The sequence below is a fragment of the Wenzhouxiangella sp. YN1 genome, from assembly GCF_056324145.1.
Genome location: NZ_JBJNIO010000152.1, coordinates 1 through 15,317 on the forward strand (window position 1 = coordinate 1; position 15,317 = coordinate 15,317).

Annotated in this window: 12 protein-coding genes; 5 read left to right on the forward strand and 7 right to left on the reverse strand. The window is 65.2% G+C overall.

Features of this window, described 5'->3' with window-relative positions; genetic code table 11:
* The coding region (locus ACEWQZ_RS09680) for a M3 family metallopeptidase (protein WP_476482888.1) at positions 1-2,010 on the reverse strand (2,010 nt) is incomplete at its 3' end.
* A 23-nt stretch (positions 2,011-2,033) separates the two neighbouring features.
* Complete coding sequence (locus ACEWQZ_RS09685) at positions 2,034-3,278, reverse strand: aminotransferase class I/II-fold pyridoxal phosphate-dependent enzyme (protein ID WP_476482889.1); 1,245 nt, start codon at positions 3,276-3,278, stop codon at positions 2,034-2,036.
* Positions 3,279-3,641: 363 nt separating this feature from the next.
* Between ACEWQZ_RS09685 and ACEWQZ_RS09690 the strand changes: the two genes are divergently transcribed.
* The 4 genes from ACEWQZ_RS09690 to ACEWQZ_RS09705 all read left to right on the forward strand — a co-directional run bounded on the left by ACEWQZ_RS09690 (position 3,642) and on the right by ACEWQZ_RS09705 (position 8,823).
* Positions 3,642-6,524, forward strand: a complete 2,883-nt coding sequence (locus ACEWQZ_RS09690; protein WP_476482890.1) for a M14 family metallopeptidase — start codon at positions 3,642-3,644, stop codon at positions 6,522-6,524.
* A 200-nt stretch (positions 6,525-6,724) separates the two neighbouring features.
* Positions 6,725-7,618 carry a 4-hydroxy-tetrahydrodipicolinate synthase gene (dapA, locus tag ACEWQZ_RS09695; RefSeq protein WP_476482891.1) on the forward strand — a complete coding sequence of 298 codons (894 nt, stop codon included), beginning with the start codon at positions 6,725-6,727 and terminating at the stop codon, positions 7,616-7,618.
* 93 nt (positions 7,619-7,711) lie between these two features.
* Entirely contained in the window at positions 7,712-8,272 is a 561-nt protein-coding gene (locus tag ACEWQZ_RS09700; protein ID WP_476482892.1) for a cytochrome b, read from the forward strand.
* The gene (locus ACEWQZ_RS09705) at positions 8,257-8,823 is read left to right on the forward strand and encodes a YceI family protein (protein WP_476482893.1); all 567 of its coding nucleotides are present in this window, start codon (positions 8,257-8,259) and stop codon (positions 8,821-8,823) included. The genes ACEWQZ_RS09700 and ACEWQZ_RS09705 overlap by 16 nt, the downstream gene beginning before the upstream one ends.
* On the opposite strand, the gene ACEWQZ_RS09710 is transcribed toward ACEWQZ_RS09705, so the two are convergent.
* Positions 8,820-9,848: an NAD(P)/FAD-dependent oxidoreductase gene (locus ACEWQZ_RS09710; RefSeq protein ID WP_476482894.1), complete on the reverse strand. Its 1,029-nt coding sequence runs from the start codon at positions 9,846-9,848 to the stop codon at positions 8,820-8,822. The two genes, ACEWQZ_RS09705 and ACEWQZ_RS09710, sit on opposite strands and share 4 nt — an antisense overlap.
* A gap of 123 nt (positions 9,849-9,971) precedes the next feature.
* On the opposite strand from ACEWQZ_RS09710, the gene ung reads away from it, so the two are divergent.
* Positions 9,972-10,655: a uracil-DNA glycosylase gene (gene ung, locus ACEWQZ_RS09715; RefSeq protein ID WP_476482895.1), complete on the forward strand. Its 684-nt coding sequence runs from the start codon at positions 9,972-9,974 to the stop codon at positions 10,653-10,655.
* A 73-nt stretch (positions 10,656-10,728) separates the two neighbouring features.
* On the opposite strand, the gene ACEWQZ_RS09720 is transcribed toward ung, so the two are convergent.
* From ACEWQZ_RS09720 to ACEWQZ_RS09735, 4 genes are read right to left on the reverse strand one after another with little or no spacing between them, the layout of a single operon-like run.
* A complete protein-coding gene (locus ACEWQZ_RS09720; protein WP_476482896.1) occupies positions 10,729-11,625 on the reverse strand; it encodes a DMT family transporter in 897 nt (298 codons plus the stop codon).
* A complete protein-coding gene (locus tag ACEWQZ_RS09725; RefSeq protein WP_476482897.1) occupies positions 11,622-12,824 on the reverse strand; it encodes an FAD-dependent monooxygenase in 1,203 nt (400 codons plus the stop codon). The genes ACEWQZ_RS09720 and ACEWQZ_RS09725 overlap by 4 nt, the downstream gene beginning before the upstream one ends.
* Positions 12,821-14,014, reverse strand: a complete 1,194-nt coding sequence (locus tag ACEWQZ_RS09730) for an FAD-dependent monooxygenase (RefSeq protein ID WP_476482898.1) — start codon at positions 14,012-14,014, stop codon at positions 12,821-12,823. The genes ACEWQZ_RS09725 and ACEWQZ_RS09730 overlap by 4 nt, the downstream gene beginning before the upstream one ends.
* Entirely contained in the window at positions 14,011-15,303 is a 1,293-nt protein-coding gene (locus tag ACEWQZ_RS09735) for an aminopeptidase P N-terminal domain-containing protein (RefSeq protein WP_476482899.1), read from the reverse strand. Before ACEWQZ_RS09735 ends, ACEWQZ_RS09730 begins: the two co-directional genes overlap by 4 nt.
* Positions 15,304-15,317: the final 14 nt, after the last annotated feature.

A 15,317-nucleotide genomic window follows, 5' to 3' on the forward strand; every position in this document is an offset into this window, starting at 1 on the left:
GTAAGAAGCCAGCAACGGCTCCAGCGCCGGTTCGCGACCCCTGAAAGCCAGCCAGGATTCCTGAATCGGACGGCTTGAGCCGACTTCCAGGATTTCGCGCGCCAGCCGGCCGCCGGTTTCGGTATTGAACAGCCCGGTTTCCCGAAACAGCTCGAAGGCGTCGCGGGCGAGCTGCTCGGCCCAGAGGTAGCTGTAGTAGCCGGCCGCGTAGCCGCCGTCGAACAGATGGGTGAAGCTCATCAAAAAGCGGTTGTAGTCGGGCATAGGCAGCACGGCAACCTGGTCGTGGATTTCGTGCATGATCTCGATCGGGTCCGCGCCGGGGCGGGTGTGCAGCGCCATATCGCTCAGGGCAAATTCAATCTGGCGCACCAGCGCCATGGCACCCTGGAATTCCTGATCGGCCTTGAGCCCGGTGAGCAGCTTTTCCGGCAAGGGCTCGCCGCTGTCGACGTGGCGCGCGTAGCGCGCGAGCGACTCGGCCTCCCAGGCCCAGCCTTCCAGCAGCTGGCTGGGCAGCTCGACTGCGTCCCATTCGACACCGTTGATGCCGGCCACGCCGGGCAGGTCGACTTGCGTGAGCAGATGGTGCAGGCAGTGGCCGAACTCGTGGAAGAGCGTGACCACGTCGTCGTGGGTCAACAGGCTCGGGTGGTCTTTCGCTGGCGGCGCGAAGTTGCAGGTCAGATAGGCCACCGGCAGCTGCTCGACGCCGGCCACGCGCATGCGCGCGCGACACACGTCCATCCAGGCGCCACCGGACTTTCTCGGTCGGCTGTAGAGGTCGAGATAAAGACCGGCGACCTGGCGGCCTTGGCCATCGATCACCTTGAAGAAATGCACGTCCGTGTGCCAGGTGTCGACTGAATCGTCGGCCTCGAAACGCAGTCCGAACAGCTGGCCGGCGGTGGTGAACAAGCCGTCGAAAACGCGCTGAAGCTCGAAGAAGGGTTTGAGCATCGATTCGCTGATGCCGAGCTTCTTCTCGCGCAGTTTTTCGCTGTAGTAGGCGATATCCCAGGGCGCCAGTGGGGTCTGGGCGCCAAGCCCGGCGGCAAACTCGTTGAGCTCGTCGAGCTGGTCCTGCGCCTGCGGCCGGGCGCGTCCGGCCAGGTCGCGGAGGAAGTCTTCCACCTGCTGTGCGCTGTCGGCCATGCGCGTGGCAAGCCGCATGGCGCCATGATGCTCGAAATCCAGCAGCTTCGCCTGTTCGTCTCGCAGAGCGAGCATCTCGCGCATGATCGGGCCGTTGTCGAACTCGCCGGCGTTGGGGCCGGCATCGGACGCGCGCGTGGCGAAGGCGCGGTGGAAGCGCTCGCGCAGCTCGCGGTCGTCGGCAAAGGTGATGATGGCGCGAAAGGCCGGAAAGCTCAGGTTGGCCATCCAGCCGCTTTTACCCGCGTCTTTGGCCATGCCGGCGAGCAGGTCCAGTTCCGCCTGTGGGAGGCCGGCCAGCTGCCGGGTATCGTCGAAGGTCTCGCTGTAGGCCTCGGTGGCGTCGAGCACGTGGTTGCCAAAGCGGTTGCCCAGCTCCGACAGCGCCAGGCTGATGTCGCCAAAGCGCTTGCGCTGATCGGTGGGCAGGTCGACGCCGGCCAGATGGAAGTCGCGCAGCTCGTGCTCGATGGTCGCCCTCAGCCCGGCTTCCTGTTCGGCAAAGTCCGGGCGCTCGGCCAGCGCCTTGTAGGCGGCCCACAATTGGCGGTTGTGGCCACGCTCGGTTGAAAAGCGCGTCATCGGCTCGATGCAGGACTCGTATGCCCGGCGCCATTCGCCGGTATTGATCACCGAATGCAGATGCGAGATGGTCGAGAAGGTGTTGGCCAGGGCGTTGTCGGCCAGCGTCTCGGCCTCGACCACGCTGGCGTAGTCGACCGCATCGCCCAGCGCTTCGATCTTCTCGATGACGGCGCGATACTCGACCAGGCGCTGCTCGACGGCGGGCAGGGCGTGCTCGGGGCGAATGGCGGAAAAGGGCGGCAGGCCGCTGGCCAGCAGGGGATTGTCCATGATCTCTCTTGTTCTTTCGGGGGTTAGTTGATGGCCCGGATCCGCTGCGGCTCGTCGGCCAGTTCTTCAAGCAGATCTTCGATGCGCTCGAAGGCGTCGCCGAGCTGCTCGGCTTCGGGCAGCAGGGTGATCCGGAAATGATTGCGTTCGGGAATGTTGAAGCTCGATCCGGGCACGATCAGGATGTGCTTGTGCTCGAGCAGTTCGGCGGCGAAACGATGGTCGTCGAACTGGCCGAAGATATCGCTGCGCACCGAAGGGAAAGCGTACATGGCCCCCATCGGCGTGACCAGGTCGAGAAAGCGGCTGTTTTCGCAGGCGGTGATCACCGCCTGGCGGGACTCGAACAGCCGACCGCCGCGGCCGATCAGATCGGCAATCGACTGGTAGCCGCCGAGCGCGGTCTGCACCGCCCACTGGCCCGGCACGTTGGCCGAGAGCCGGAGCGCGGCCAGCTTTTCGACCGCCAGTCGATAGTCTTCGGCGCGCTCGATGGCGCCGGTGAAGACCGCCCAGCCCACGCGCCAGCCGCAGGCGCGATAGACCTTTGACAGGCCACCGAAGCTCACGCACAGGGTGTCGGGCGCAAGCGGCGCCATCGGCACGAAGCGGGCGTCATCAAAGCAGATGCTGTCGTAGATCTCGTCGGCAAAGATGATCAGATCGTGCCGCGTGGCCAGTTCGGCCAGCGCCACGAGCGTTTCTTCCGGGTAGACCGCGCCGGTGGGGTTGTTGGGGTTGATCACCACGATGGCGCGCGTTCTCGGCGTGATCAGCTTCTCGATGCTGGCCACGTCGGGCAGGAAGCCGTCGGATTGTCGACAAAGATAGTGCACCGCCTTGCCGCCGTTGAGCACGACCGCGGCCGTCCACAGGGGGTAGTCCGGTGCCGGCACCAGAACCTCGTCGCCGTCTTCGAGCAGCGAGCGCAGCGTCAGGTCGACCAGCTCGGACACGCCGTTGCCGATCTGCACCTGATCGTGGCGCGTCTCGGTCAGCCCGCGCGCCTGGAATTGCATGGCTACCGCCTCGCGCGCCGGAAAGATACCGGCCTGGTGGCCGTAGCCCTCGGAGTAGGGCAGATTGCGGATCACCGCCCGGCGCATCGACTCGGGCGTGCGAAAGCCGAACGCGCCGGGGTTGCCGATGTTCAGGTGCAGGATATCGTTGCCCTGCTGCTCGAGCTCGCGGGCGCGCCGGGCCAGAGCGCCGCGAATCTCGTAGCGTACGGCCCCGAGCCTGCTGGCGGTCTGGAACGGCGGTTTCATGCCCGTCATCATACCTTTTTCAAGGCTTGAGTCGCGGGCGTATCGAGGCATTCGGCCGCTACCCGAGGCGCCGACTGAAAAATGAAGCCTTGCGCCTGTTCCCCAAGGGGTTTGGCGGCGGCCACCCGCGGGGCAACCGCTGCCGCCGGCTGAGGCTCGCCCGGCTCTTCGCAGGCATCTCGGCCCATCGTCGCAACTTCGGTTTGGAGATGCAGTTAACACAACCGCGCGCAAAAAAAGAATCGCGCCGCGGTGTCCGGGGCATTCCGCTATCTGGCGACAGGCCGGTGTGAATCCTGGCTGCGCATATGCGTTAATCTCACGGGTTGGATCCATTCGAATGCCCCCGAAAAAGGAAGATTCATGTCCCGATTTTCTCTGATTTTCACCTTGCTGGTGCCGCTGGCGCTGGCGCAGGCCGCGACACCTTACCCCGAACCCAAGCCCTCAGCGCTGGCGGGCCTTGAGTACCCGCACTCGCTGTTCCCCGAAGGCGCTGATCATGACTCGGCCATCCCGCGGCCCGAAACCGTGCTCGGTTTCGAGGTCGGCGAACAAGTCGCCACCTCCGAGCAGATTGTGGAGTACGCCCGGAAGGTTGCCGAAGCGTCGGATCGCGTCGAGCTGGTGGAATACGGCCGGACTTTCGAGGGCCGACCGCTGGTCTATCTGATCGTGTCGACGCCGGAGAATGTGGCACGGCGTGACGAGATCCAGGCCGGCATGGCGGCGCTGGGTGATGCCCGCGAATCTTCCTCGGCCGAGCGTGAGCGCCTGGTCAAGGAGCTGCCCGCCGTCGGCTGGTTCGGCTACTCGATCCACGGCAATGAAAGCTCGGGGTCGGATGCGGCACTGGCCGTTCTCTATCACCTGGCCGCCGACCGTTCGCAGGCCACCGCTGACCTGCTCGAAGACGTGGTCATGATCATCGACCCCAACCAGAATCCGGACGGGCGCATGCGCTTTGTCAACGGCGTTCACCAGGGTCGCGGTGCGCAGCCCAATGTCGACGATCAGTCGCTGGTGCACACCGGCTACTGGCCCTTCGGCCGCGGCAATCACTATCTGTTCGACCTCAACCGCGACTGGCTGTACGCGCGCCACCCCGAAACCCGCGGCCGTGTTCCGCACGTCATCGACTGGAAGCCGCTGCTGTTTGTCGACATCCACGAGATGGGTTCGCAGGACAGCTACCTGTTCTCGCCGCCGCGCGAGCCCTACAATCCGCATCTGCCGCACCAGGGCAGTGACATGGGCAACCGCTTTGCCGACGATCAGGCTGCCGCCTTTGATGAGTATGGCTACCCGTATTACTCGGGTGAGTGGAACGAGAACTGGTTTCCCGGTTATTCCGACGCCTGGGCGTCGCTGCGCGGTGCGCACGGCATCCTCTACGAGCAGGCCCGCATTGCCGATGACGCTGTACAGCGCCCCACCAACCTTCTCAGCTATCGTCAATCAGTGCACCATCAGGTGCTCTCGACCTTTGCCAACCTGAACACCCTGCGCAACAATCGGGGTGAGATGCTCGCAGCCTTTGCCGAAGACAAGGCCTCGCTGGTGACATCCGGCGAGCCCTACGGCGATCGCAGCTTCGTCATTCCGTCCGGCGACAACCAGGGGCGGATGAATGATCTGCTCGAGCTGCTCGCCATCCAGGCGGTCGAGACCCACCGCCTGACCGAAAGCGTGCGCGTCTCACGCGCCACCAATCGCCTCGGTCAGGAGCGTCGTAACGTGACCCTGCCGGCGGGCAGCATTGTCGTGCGCAATCGCCAGCCCGAAGCACGGCTGGTGGCGGCGATGTTCGAGTTCGACCCGCATATCAGCGAATCGGCGCTCAAGGCCGAGCGTGAGAGCGTGCTCAAGGACGGCAGCAGCACGCTCTACGACACCACCGGCTGGAACCTGCCGATGATGTTCGACCTGGAAGCCTTCAGCGTGCCCGAACATCTGACCCGTTCGCTCGAGCTCATCGAGCCGGCGGCCCAGAATGGTTCGGTACAAACGCGTGCCGATGCCATTGCCCTGATTGCCTCAGGTCACGACGACCGTACCGTGGCCCTGGCAGCCCGGGCCATGGAGCGCGGCCTGCACGTGCGTGCCAACACTCGCGAATCTCAGCTGGACGGCATTTCGCTGCCGGTGGGCTCGATTGCAATTACCCGCGACGACAACCGCCAGGTCAAGGACTGGCAAAAGACCGTTGCCGCAGCCGCCAACGAGCTGGGCCTGACGGTACAGGCCATCGGGCACGGCCGCGCGCCGGGCGAAAAGGCTGATCTGGGCGGCGGTTACTGGCAGCTGCTCAAGCAGCCCAGCATTGCGCTGATGAGCCGCGGCAGCACCAATATGCTCGATTTCGGGGCGGTCTGGTACCTGCTCGACCACCGTATTGGCATTCGCCACAGCCATCTGGACGAAAACCGGGCCGCGCAAACCGACCTGCGTCGCTACAACGTTATTTACCTGCCGGATCGCTGGGGCGGCAAGCTGCCCGAGGGCCTGCAAGACAAGCTGGCTGACTGGGTGGAAGCTGGCGGCACGCTGATCGCTGCCGGCAGCGCCGTGCGGTCGCTCACCGACGGCGAGGATCCGCTGGTTTCGACCCGCACGCTCTCGCAGATAGCCGGCGACGATCTTTCCGGCTACCAGGACGCTCTGCATCGCGAGTGGCTGGCAGCCAACAACCCCCTGCCGAAAGATATCTGGGGTTACGGTGCCGGTGACGGCAGCGACTATCCTTGGGCAGGACTTGCCGACACGCTGCCGTCAACCGAGGAGCGTGAGCGCCGCGATGCCTGGCAGAAGCTGTTCATGCCTTCCGGTGCGCTGATTGCCGCGCGAGCGGACGCTGAACATTGGCTGGCAGCGGGCACGGGTGATTATCTGATGGCGCTGTTTTCCAACTCGCCGGTGCTCATGAGCAAGCCGCCGGTGCAGGCCCCGCTGCGGGTTGGTGTGCACACCGATGCCGATACCGAGGCCGGCCTGGTTGGCTGGGGCGCAGTGCCTGCAGGCAAGGCGCTTCGTATCCGTGCCGGCGGCCTGCTGTGGCCCGAAGCGCGTGAGCGCATTGCCAACGGTGCCTGGCTCACGCGTGAGTCGGTGGGGCAGGGGCAGGTGATCCTGTTCGCGCATCCGCCGGCCTTCCGTGCGGTACAGCTTGGCGCCATGCGGATTCTGGAAAATGCGCTGATCATGGGCCCCGGTCTGGGTGCGAATCAGGCCGTCGAGTTGCCCTGAGCACGCCGTCTGATGACTGGTTCTGGAGCCGCAGATTGCGCCGCCTGACGCTCGCCGCAGCCGGCAGGCTGGGCGGAAGCGCTGCGCTGATCTGCGGCTCCAAGAACTATTTGTTATTGGCCTTGCCGAAAAGACATGAGCGACGCTATGGCACTATACTGGGATAACTGTTCAGTCCACAACATCCATGGAGTCGAATCGTGCAGGTAAAAGGCGTCTACACAGCTCTGATCACGCCCTTCGATGAGTCGGGCGAAGTTGATTACAACGTGCTCGGCGAGCTGCTGGAAAAACAGGTTGCCGCCGGCGTCAGCGGCGTGGTGCCGATGGGCACCACCGGCGAGTCGCCAACGATGTTCAATGCCGAACACGACGAAGTGGTTCGCTACATCGTCGAGAAAGTGGCTGGACGCGTGCAGGTCTGGGCCGGCACGGGGTCGAACAATACCGAGCAGGCCATTCGCACCACCCGCCAGGCCGAGGCCTCGGGCGCTGACGGTGCACTGCTGGTCACGCCCTACTACAGCAAGCCTTCCCAGGCCGGTCTGCAGCGGTACTTTTGCGAAATTGCCGAATCCACCGATCTGCCGCTCATCGTCTACAACATCAAGGGCCGCACGGCGGTCAACGTGGAAACCGACACGCTGGTCGAGATCGCGAAGATTCCCAACGTCATCGCCGTCAAGGAGGCGTCGGGCGATATCGGCCAGATGGGCGAGGTGATCGAATCGATCTGCCGCCGCGCCGACGATCCTTTCTGGGTGCTCTCCGGCGACGACGCCCTGACGCTGCCGCTGATGAGCATCGGCGGGCACGGCGTGATTTCCGTTGTCGGCAACCTGGTGCCCGACCGCATGGTGGCGCTGGTCAATGCGGTTCAGGCGGGTGATTTCGAAACCGCGCGCGATATCCACTTCGAGCTGCTGCCGCTGTTCAGAGCGAGCTTCATCGAGTCCAATCCAGCGCCGATCAAGGCAGCGATGAACCTGTGTGGCTTGAGCGTGGGCGGCGTGCGCAGCCCGCTGGCGCCGCTGACCGAGCGCAGCCAGCAGCAACTGACAGAAACGCTCAAGACGATGCGGCTGATTGACTGAAATGCCCGAAACGGTTGCCGCCTGAGACGGCAGCCACCGTTTTTTCGCAAAGGGCGCTATAGTCTGCGCAGACCATCTCGACAAGGGCGCCCTGTGAGCCTGCCGATTCGTAATACCGAGAGTGCTTACGGCCTCGTCAGTCAGCTGTTCCACTGGCTGGTTGCGGCTTTGATCATCGTCCAGTTCATCTGGGCCTGGCGCATCGACCAGGCCGATGGGCTGCGTGCTCGGTTCGATCTGGTGACGCAGCACAAGACCTTCGGTATAAGCATTCTGATTCTGGCCGCCTTGCGCCTGATCTGGCGTCTGTTCAACCGGCCGCCGCCGCTGCCTGCGCAGATGCCTCGCTGGGAACAAAACCTGGCCCGCGCGGGTCACTGGATGCTGTACGGGCTGATCCTGATCATTCCGCTGTCGGGCTGGGCCTACTCCTCGGCTGCCGGTTTTGGCGACTATTGGTGGGGGCCTGTCGATTTCCCCGCCATCGTCTCCGACAGCGAGCAGCTGGAGAGCCTGTTCGGAAAAACACACGAATGGTTGACCACGACCCTGGCTCTGGTTGCCGGCGGCCACGCGCTGGCTGCACTGCGCCACCACTTCTGGCTGAAAGACAACATACTGAAAAGGATGCTGCCGACATGGCAAAAGAACTGAATATTGCGGCGCTGGCGCTACTGGTGTTGCCGGGCCTGGCGCTGGCCGACTGTTTCCGTGCCGACGGGAATGACGGCCAGATCGGGTTTACCGGCGTGGCCGAAGGCCGCGCCTTCAGCGGCCATTTCGGCCAGTTCGAGGTTTCGGTCTGCATGGACGGCCGTGACCTGGCAACCGCCGGCATCGAGGTCGCAATCGAGACCGGCTCGGCCGATACCGGCAGCCGTCAGCGCGACAGCGAAATGCTCGGCCCGCACTTCTTTGACGTCGAGAACCATCCGCGGGCCGTCTGGGAGAGCACGGATGTCCGCGCAAGCGATGATGGATTCGTGGCGGACGGCAAGCTGACCCTTCGCGGCGTTACCGCAGCGCAGCCGGTTCGCCTGAGCCTGAGCAACGGCGAGACGCCCGTGCTCTCGGGCAGCGCCGAAATCATGCGTCTGGACTGGAACGTGGGCAGCAACGATCCGGACTTCGAAGACACCGACTTCATCCGCAACCGCGTCGATCTGGAGTTCGAGCTCCAGCTGCAGCCTTATTCCGAAGGCTAGTCGTCGGCCACCCCCAGGCGCTTGTGCATGATCGGCGAGGTGGTGGTGTACTGCACGAACTGTCGCGCATCGGGGTAGATGTATTTCTGCACGCCGAAAGCCGCCAGCGCGGACTCGTGGAAGCCCGACAGGATGAACTTCTTCTTGCCGGGGTAGGTGTTGACGTCGCCGATGGCGAACACACCCTCGATGGATGTCTGAAATTTTTCGGTATCGACCGGAATCTGCTTTTTCTCCAGCTCCAGGCCCCAGTCGGCGATCGGACCCAGATCCGGCGCCAGGCCCCAGAAGACCAGCACTTCGTCGCCCTCGACGGTGAACTTGTTGCGCTCCAGGTCCACCATGTCAAAGCTGACGAAACGACCTTCCTTGCTGTTGACCTGCGTGACGATGCCCTGGCGCTCGCGCACCTTGCCCTCACCGGCCAGGGCGCGGACCTTCTCCACGGATGCGGCCGCGCCGCGGTATTCATGGCGGCGGTGGATCAGCTCGACCGAGCTGGCGATGTCGGCCAGGTCCATGCACCAGTCCAGCGCCGAGTCGCCGCCGCCGAGAATCAGCAGGCGCTTGTCGCGAAAGCGTTCGCGGTTGGTGACCTTGTAGTGAATCTGGTCGCTGGTAATCTCGTCGATGCCTTTTGCCCTGAGCTTTCGGGCCTGGAAGGCGCCCAGTCCGGCGGCAATGATGACGGTGCCGGCGTCGAATTCCGTGCCGGCAGAGGTCACCACCGTGAAGCGGCCGTCTTCGCGCTTTTCGAACTTTTCCACCCTCTGGCCCAGATGAATGCCGGCGTTGAAGGGCTTGATCTGCTGCATCAGTTTGTCGATCAACTCCTGGGCGCCGATCACCGGCCAGGCAGGAATGTCGTAGATCGGCTTTTCGGGATACAGTTCGGCGCACTGGCCGCCCACCTGGGGCAGGCTGTCGACCAGCTCGGCTTTCAGGCCCAGCAGCCCGAGCTCGAAAACCTGAAACAGGCCGACGGGCCCGGCGCCGACGATGACCGCATCGGTCTGGATGGACATGGGTGACTCCGGAGGTGTAGCGGTGGGTTCAGACGAGTGTTGTCTTATGATAACCGGGTCGAGGTGTTGACTGGTTAGCTGGTTTGCTGGTTAGCTAGTTGCACCCACCAGCCAACCAACCCCATGTCAGACCAACGCGACATCCAGCTCCACCCCGAATGGCTCGAAGTCCTCGGCGGCGAATTCGAGCGCGACTACATGCAGCGCCTGCGCGCCTTTCTGCTCGAGCGCAGTCGCGCCGGTGCCACGATCTATCCGCCGGGCCCGCAGATTTTCAGTGCCCTGGATTCCACACCGCTGTCCGCGGTCAAGGCCGTGATCCTCGGCCAGGATCCCTACCACGGGCCCGGGCAGGCGCACGGCCTTTGCTTTTCGGTGCAAAAGGGCGTGCGCACGCCGCCGTCGCTGGTCAATATCTTCAAGGAAATCGAGTCCGACCTGGGTGCTCCGGCACCCGATCACGGCTATCTGCAGGCCTGGGCACAGCGCGGCGTGCTGCTGCTCAACGCGGTGCTCACCGTCGAGCGCGGCCAAGCCGGTGCCCATCAAGGCAAGGGCTGGGAGCAGTTTACCGACGCGGTCATCCGCGCCGTCAATGCACAGCGCGAAAACGTTGTTTTTCTACTCTGGGGCGCTCCGGCCAGAAAAAAAGGCGCCGGAATTGACCGCCAGCGTCACCTGGTGCTCGAAGCCCCGCACCCGTCGCCCTTGTCCGCCTATCGCGGCTTCTTCGGCTGCCGGCACTTCTCGAAAGCCAATGCGTGGCTCCAGAGTCGGGGCGTGGCGCCGATCGACTGGAGCCTTTGAGGGGCAGGCTGCCTTTGCGAACTCTGCTTGTCTGCGGTTTCACTTGCGATAAGGGAATCGCCCCAGTCGCTTGCTAACTCAGCTTCCGCCGCGATGCCGCACGCAGACCCAGATAGATGCCGACCAGGGCCAGAGCGATGCCGGTGAGCTGCCAGGCGTCCAGGCGCAGGCCGAAGATGATGTAGTCCCACAGCACCGATGAGGCCGGCTGGATGAGCAGCAGCAGGCCGACCAGCCCGGCCGGCAGAAACGGCATGCCGCGGGTGATCGACAGCCAGCCCAGCACCTGGCAGATCAGGCCCAGACTGATGAGTGCGGCCAGCGCCTGCCAGCTGGGAATGTCGAAACCGTTGCCTTCGACGAGATTGGCCGCGCCCAGAATCAGGCCGCAGAAGAAGGTTGATTGCAACAGTCTGGCTTCGGGCCGGATGTGCCCGTGACGGATCTGCAGGCCGCGCAGGCTGAGCAGATAGAGAGCGTAGGCCAGGGCGGTGAGCAGGCCGAGGATCACGCCCATTCGATAGTCCGCCGACAGATTGGCCCAGTCGCGGCCGAACAGCAGCCACAGGCCGGCCATGGCCAGGCCCAGGCCGGAGGCGAAGCGCCAGCCGACGCGTTCACGCATCCAGAGCACGCCGATTGCGGTCAGCAGAAAGACCTGGAAGTTACCCAGCAGGGTTGCCAGCCCGGGGCCGATGTAGTCGATGGCGCGGTGCCAGAACCAGATATCAGCGGCGAAGAAGGCCCCGATCACGAAGGAGCCGGCCCAGTTGTCGCGCCAGCCGACGCGCATTTCCGGCCGCAGCGCCAGCAGGCCGGCGAAGGCGAGCGTGCCGAAGACCATGCGGTAGAAGCCCGAGGTGGTCGGCGGCATGCCCGTCAGGCGCGCAAAAATCGCGGCAAAGCTGAGCATGATGGCGCCGGCCAGCACCAGCAGTGCGGCCTTGAGGGGGGTGGTGGGCTGGTTCATTGGGTCAGGCGTGCGTTGCGGGCCAGTTTCGGGCTGTCGCTGTCGAGGCCACAGGCGCGCTCGACGAATGCCTCGCGCAGCGGCCACAGGCGGGCGGCCAGCGCAAAGCCCAGCCCCGCCAGCGAGCGCGCGGCCCCGGCGCGCGTGAGCTCGTTGATGGCGTGGTTGCCGCCGGCCAGCAGGCTGCCGCTGCTCAAGCGCCAGCGTTCGTAATGCCCCAGCGCACGCGTCGGGTTGTCGCCTGCACGCCAGCTGCTCAGTGCTTCGGCCAGGGCTGCGGCATCCATCAGCCCCAGATTGAGGCCCTGACCGGCCAGCGGGTGCACGTTGCGGGCAGCATCGCCCAGCAGGGCCAGGCGACCGGAAACGAGGCTTTTCGCCTGCCGCCGGATCAAGGGGAAAGCGTAGCGGTCTGTTGCCGCGGTGGCCTGGCCGAAGGGGCTGTCCTGGCAGGCGTTGAGCTCGGTCAGGAATTCCTCCTCATCGAGCGCCTTCAACGCCTGTACGCGACCGTCGGGCTGCGACCATACGATCGAGGAGCGCCCGTCGGCCAGCGGCAGCAGCGCGAGCGGGCCGTGTTCGGTAAAGCGCTGCCAGGCCAGGCCGTCGTTGGGCTTTTCTGTGGTCACGTGCGTGACCAGCGCCTGCTGGTTGTAGTGCCACAGATCGGTGGTGATGCCAGCCAGCTGTCGCAGACGGCTGCGCGCGCCATCGGCGGCGATCACGAGGCGGCTGCGAAGGGTCCGGCCGTCTTCGAGCTGCAGGCGGATATGGGTCTCGCGCTGCTCGATCGTGGTCACGCTGGCGGGGGCCATCAGGTCGGCATTTTCAAGGGTCTCCAGCACCTGCCAGCAGCAGGCCTGCAGCCGGGGCACTTCGACGATCCAGCCCAATTTGGTCAGGCCGTGCTCGGAGGCGCGGAAGTGGATCTGGCCGCCGTCGGCGTGGACCTGCATGCGGTCATAGGGGCCGATGCGGTCATCGGGCAGGTGGTTCCAGACGCCGGCGGCGGCGAGCACGGCGGCCGAGCCGGGTGCAATGGCGACCACGCGCGGATTGATGTCGGCGGACGGCTCGGGCATTGGCGGTCGGCGCAGATCGATCAGGGCGACGCGATGACCTGCCCGGGCCAGCAGGGCCGCGGCCGTAGCGCCGGCCACGCCGCCGCCGGTGACGACGATGTCGTGGTCGACCTTCATCGTGCGCGCTCTGCGGCCAGCGAACTGACCGGCTCGCGAAAGCCCATGGCAGCGCGCACCAGCCGCCGCGACAGCGACGGCACGGCGGCATGAGCGAAAAGGCCCAGGCCGGTGCCCAGCCGCATGAGGGTCGACGGGTTGGAAAAAGCGCGCGCCAGGGTGTCGGTGTAGCGCACCGTGGCCGCCTGATCAGCGCTGCGGTCGTTGAACCAGGCGTTGAGGACTCCGGGCCGACCGCAGTCTTCGGCTTTGCCGACGTGGTCGATCAGGCTGGCGACGTCGCGCAGACCCAGGTTGAAGCCCTGCGCCGAGACCGGGTGCACGGTGTTGGCGGCGTTGCCCACAACAACAACGCGTCGGGAAAAGGGCCGCGGCGTTCGGGTCAGTGCCAGCGGATAGCTCACGCGCTTGCCCGGTGAGGCAAAGTCGCCGGGCCGGCCGCCGCTGCGCGCTGCCAGTTGGTCGACGAGTTCGGCGTCGCTCAGGTTCAGTGCGGCATCGATGGCCTCGCCGCGATCGATCCAGACCACGCCCAGGCGCTCGTCGGGCTGCGGCAGGAAAGCCAGGGGGCCGACCGGCGTGAAGCGCTCTCGGGCGGTGTCGACGGGGCGTTCGGGGCAGCGGATGTTGAACACCATGGCGGACTGCCCGTAGTCATGACGGTGGCTGTCGATGCCGGCCTGGCGGCGGACGGTGGAGCTGCTGCCGTCGGCACCCACCAGCAGCCGGCCGTTCAGCCGGGTCCCGCTTTCGAGCTCGACGGCGACACCCTCGTCGGTCACATCCAGCGACGCCAGCCGCTCCGGGCAGAAGGTGTCGATGCCGGCGGTGTTTTCGAGCCGGCGCAACATTGCCGCGCCCAGCTCGCGGGCGACGATGACTGCGCCGAAGTGGTCGACGCCGTGCTCGGCCGCGCGCAGCGAAAGGTGTCCGGGTGCGCCGGCACGGCTGATCTCGATACGCCGCAACGGGCAGGTGGTCAGGGTGTCGTCGAGGATGCCCAGGCGGGCCAGAACGTTGAGCGAGGCGGCGTTGACCACCAGCGTGCGGTCGTCGAAGCTCGGCCGCGAGTCTGTGCGCGGGGCGAAGGCTTCGATCAGGGCGATGCGCTTGCCGGCCTGCGCCAGCCCGACGGCCAGCGCTGATCCGGCCAGGCCGCCGCCGACGATGATGGCGTCGAAATCGCTCATGATTGCATCAATGCCTCGATCTCGTCAGGGTCGCTGGGCACGGCCCGGGTCAGGTTCTCGGGCGCGTCGTCGGTGACGCGAATATCGTCTTCGATGCGAATTCCGATGTTGCGAAAGTGCGCCGGGATATCGTCGCCATCGTCGATGTAGAGCCCGGGCTCGACGGTGGTGACCATGTTCTTTTCGAGCACGCGTGACTGTTCGTCGATGCGGTAGTCGCCGACATCGTGCACATCCAGGCCAAGCCAGTGGCCGGTCTTGTGCATGTAGAAGCGGCGATAATGACCCTGTTCCAGGTTCTCGTCAAGACTGCCGCCAAGCAGGCCCAGGTCGATCAGGCCGCGGGTGAGCGTCTTTGCCGCGGCATCGTGAAATGCCTCGAAGGCGCGGCCCGGCCGTACCTGGTCGATCGCCGCTCGCTGGGCGGCAAGCACCACGTCGTAGAGGTCGCGCTGAGCACTGGAGAAACGACCGCTGACCGGGAAGGTGCGCGAGATGTCGGCCGCATAGCCGTGGAATTCGCAGCCGGCGTCGATCAACAGCAGACCGTCGTCGGGCAGCGGCTGGTTGTTCTGGATGTAGTGCAGAATGCAGGCGTTGGCGCCGCCGGCGACAATGGGCAGATACGCTGCGGGACAGCCGTTGCGAGTGTATTCGTAGTGCAGCTCGGCCATGATTTCGGTTTCGTTCATGCCCGGCCGGCAGGCCTGCATCGCGCGCGTGATCGCCGTGGCCGAGATCCTTGCCGCGCGCTGCATGCAGCGGATCTCGTCGCGCGATTTGATCAGGCGCTGCTCGTGCAACACCGGCTCGAGGGCGACGATTTCGCCGCTGCCGTGCTGTTCAGCGCGCAGGCGGTTGCGCCAGTCGATGATGCGCTGATCGAGCTGCGCGTCCTTGCCGACCAGGTGGTAGATGCGCTCACAGCCCTCCATCATGCCGGGCAGAATGTCGTCGAGATCGCTGATCGGAAAGGCATCGTCCACGCCCAGCTGCTCGACCGCCCCGTTCAGGCCCAGGCGCGGGCCGTCCCAGCGTTCACGCTCAGGGTCACGCTGGCGCAAGAACAGCACCTGCTCCGCGCTGTCTCTGCCCGGGCGCAGTGCCAGTACCGCATCGGGCTCGCTCAGGCCGGTCAGGTAGAGAAAATCGCTGTCCTGGCGATAGGGATGAAAGGCATCGCCGTTGCGCAGGCGCTCCGGTGCAGCCGCGAGAATCACCACAGCCTCGCGGCCGACTTCTTCCATCAGCCGCTGTCGGCGGCGCAAGAATTCCGCATTTCGGATCATCGATCGAGAAGGTC

Bases quoted from the DNA above. Each gene is read 5' to 3' on its own strand.
- ACEWQZ_RS09685 (WP_476482889.1), bottom strand. From the start codon at position 3,278: ATGAAACCGCCGTTCCAGACCGCCAGCAGGCTCGGGGCCGTACGCTAC.
- ACEWQZ_RS09690 (WP_476482890.1), top strand. From the start codon at position 3,642: ATGTCCCGATTTTCTCTGATTTTCACCTTGCTGGTGCCGCTGGCGCTG.
- ACEWQZ_RS09705 (WP_476482893.1), top strand. From the start codon at position 8,257: ATGGCAAAAGAACTGAATATTGCGGCGCTGGCGCTACTGGTGTTGCCG.
- ACEWQZ_RS09710 (WP_476482894.1), bottom strand. From the start codon at position 9,848: ATGTCCATCCAGACCGATGCGGTCATCGTCGGCGCCGGGCCCGTCGGC.
- ung (WP_476482895.1), top strand. From the start codon at position 9,972: ATGTCAGACCAACGCGACATCCAGCTCCACCCCGAATGGCTCGAAGTC.
- ACEWQZ_RS09720 (WP_476482896.1), bottom strand. From the start codon at position 11,625: ATGAACCAGCCCACCACCCCCCTCAAGGCCGCACTGCTGGTGCTGGCC.
- ACEWQZ_RS09725 (WP_476482897.1), bottom strand. From the start codon at position 12,824: ATGAAGGTCGACCACGACATCGTCGTCACCGGCGGCGGCGTGGCCGGC.
- ACEWQZ_RS09730 (WP_476482898.1), bottom strand. From the start codon at position 14,014: ATGAGCGATTTCGACGCCATCATCGTCGGCGGCGGCCTGGCCGGATCA.
- ACEWQZ_RS09735 (WP_476482899.1), bottom strand. From the start codon at position 15,303: ATGATCCGAAATGCGGAATTCTTGCGCCGCCGACAGCGGCTGATGGAA.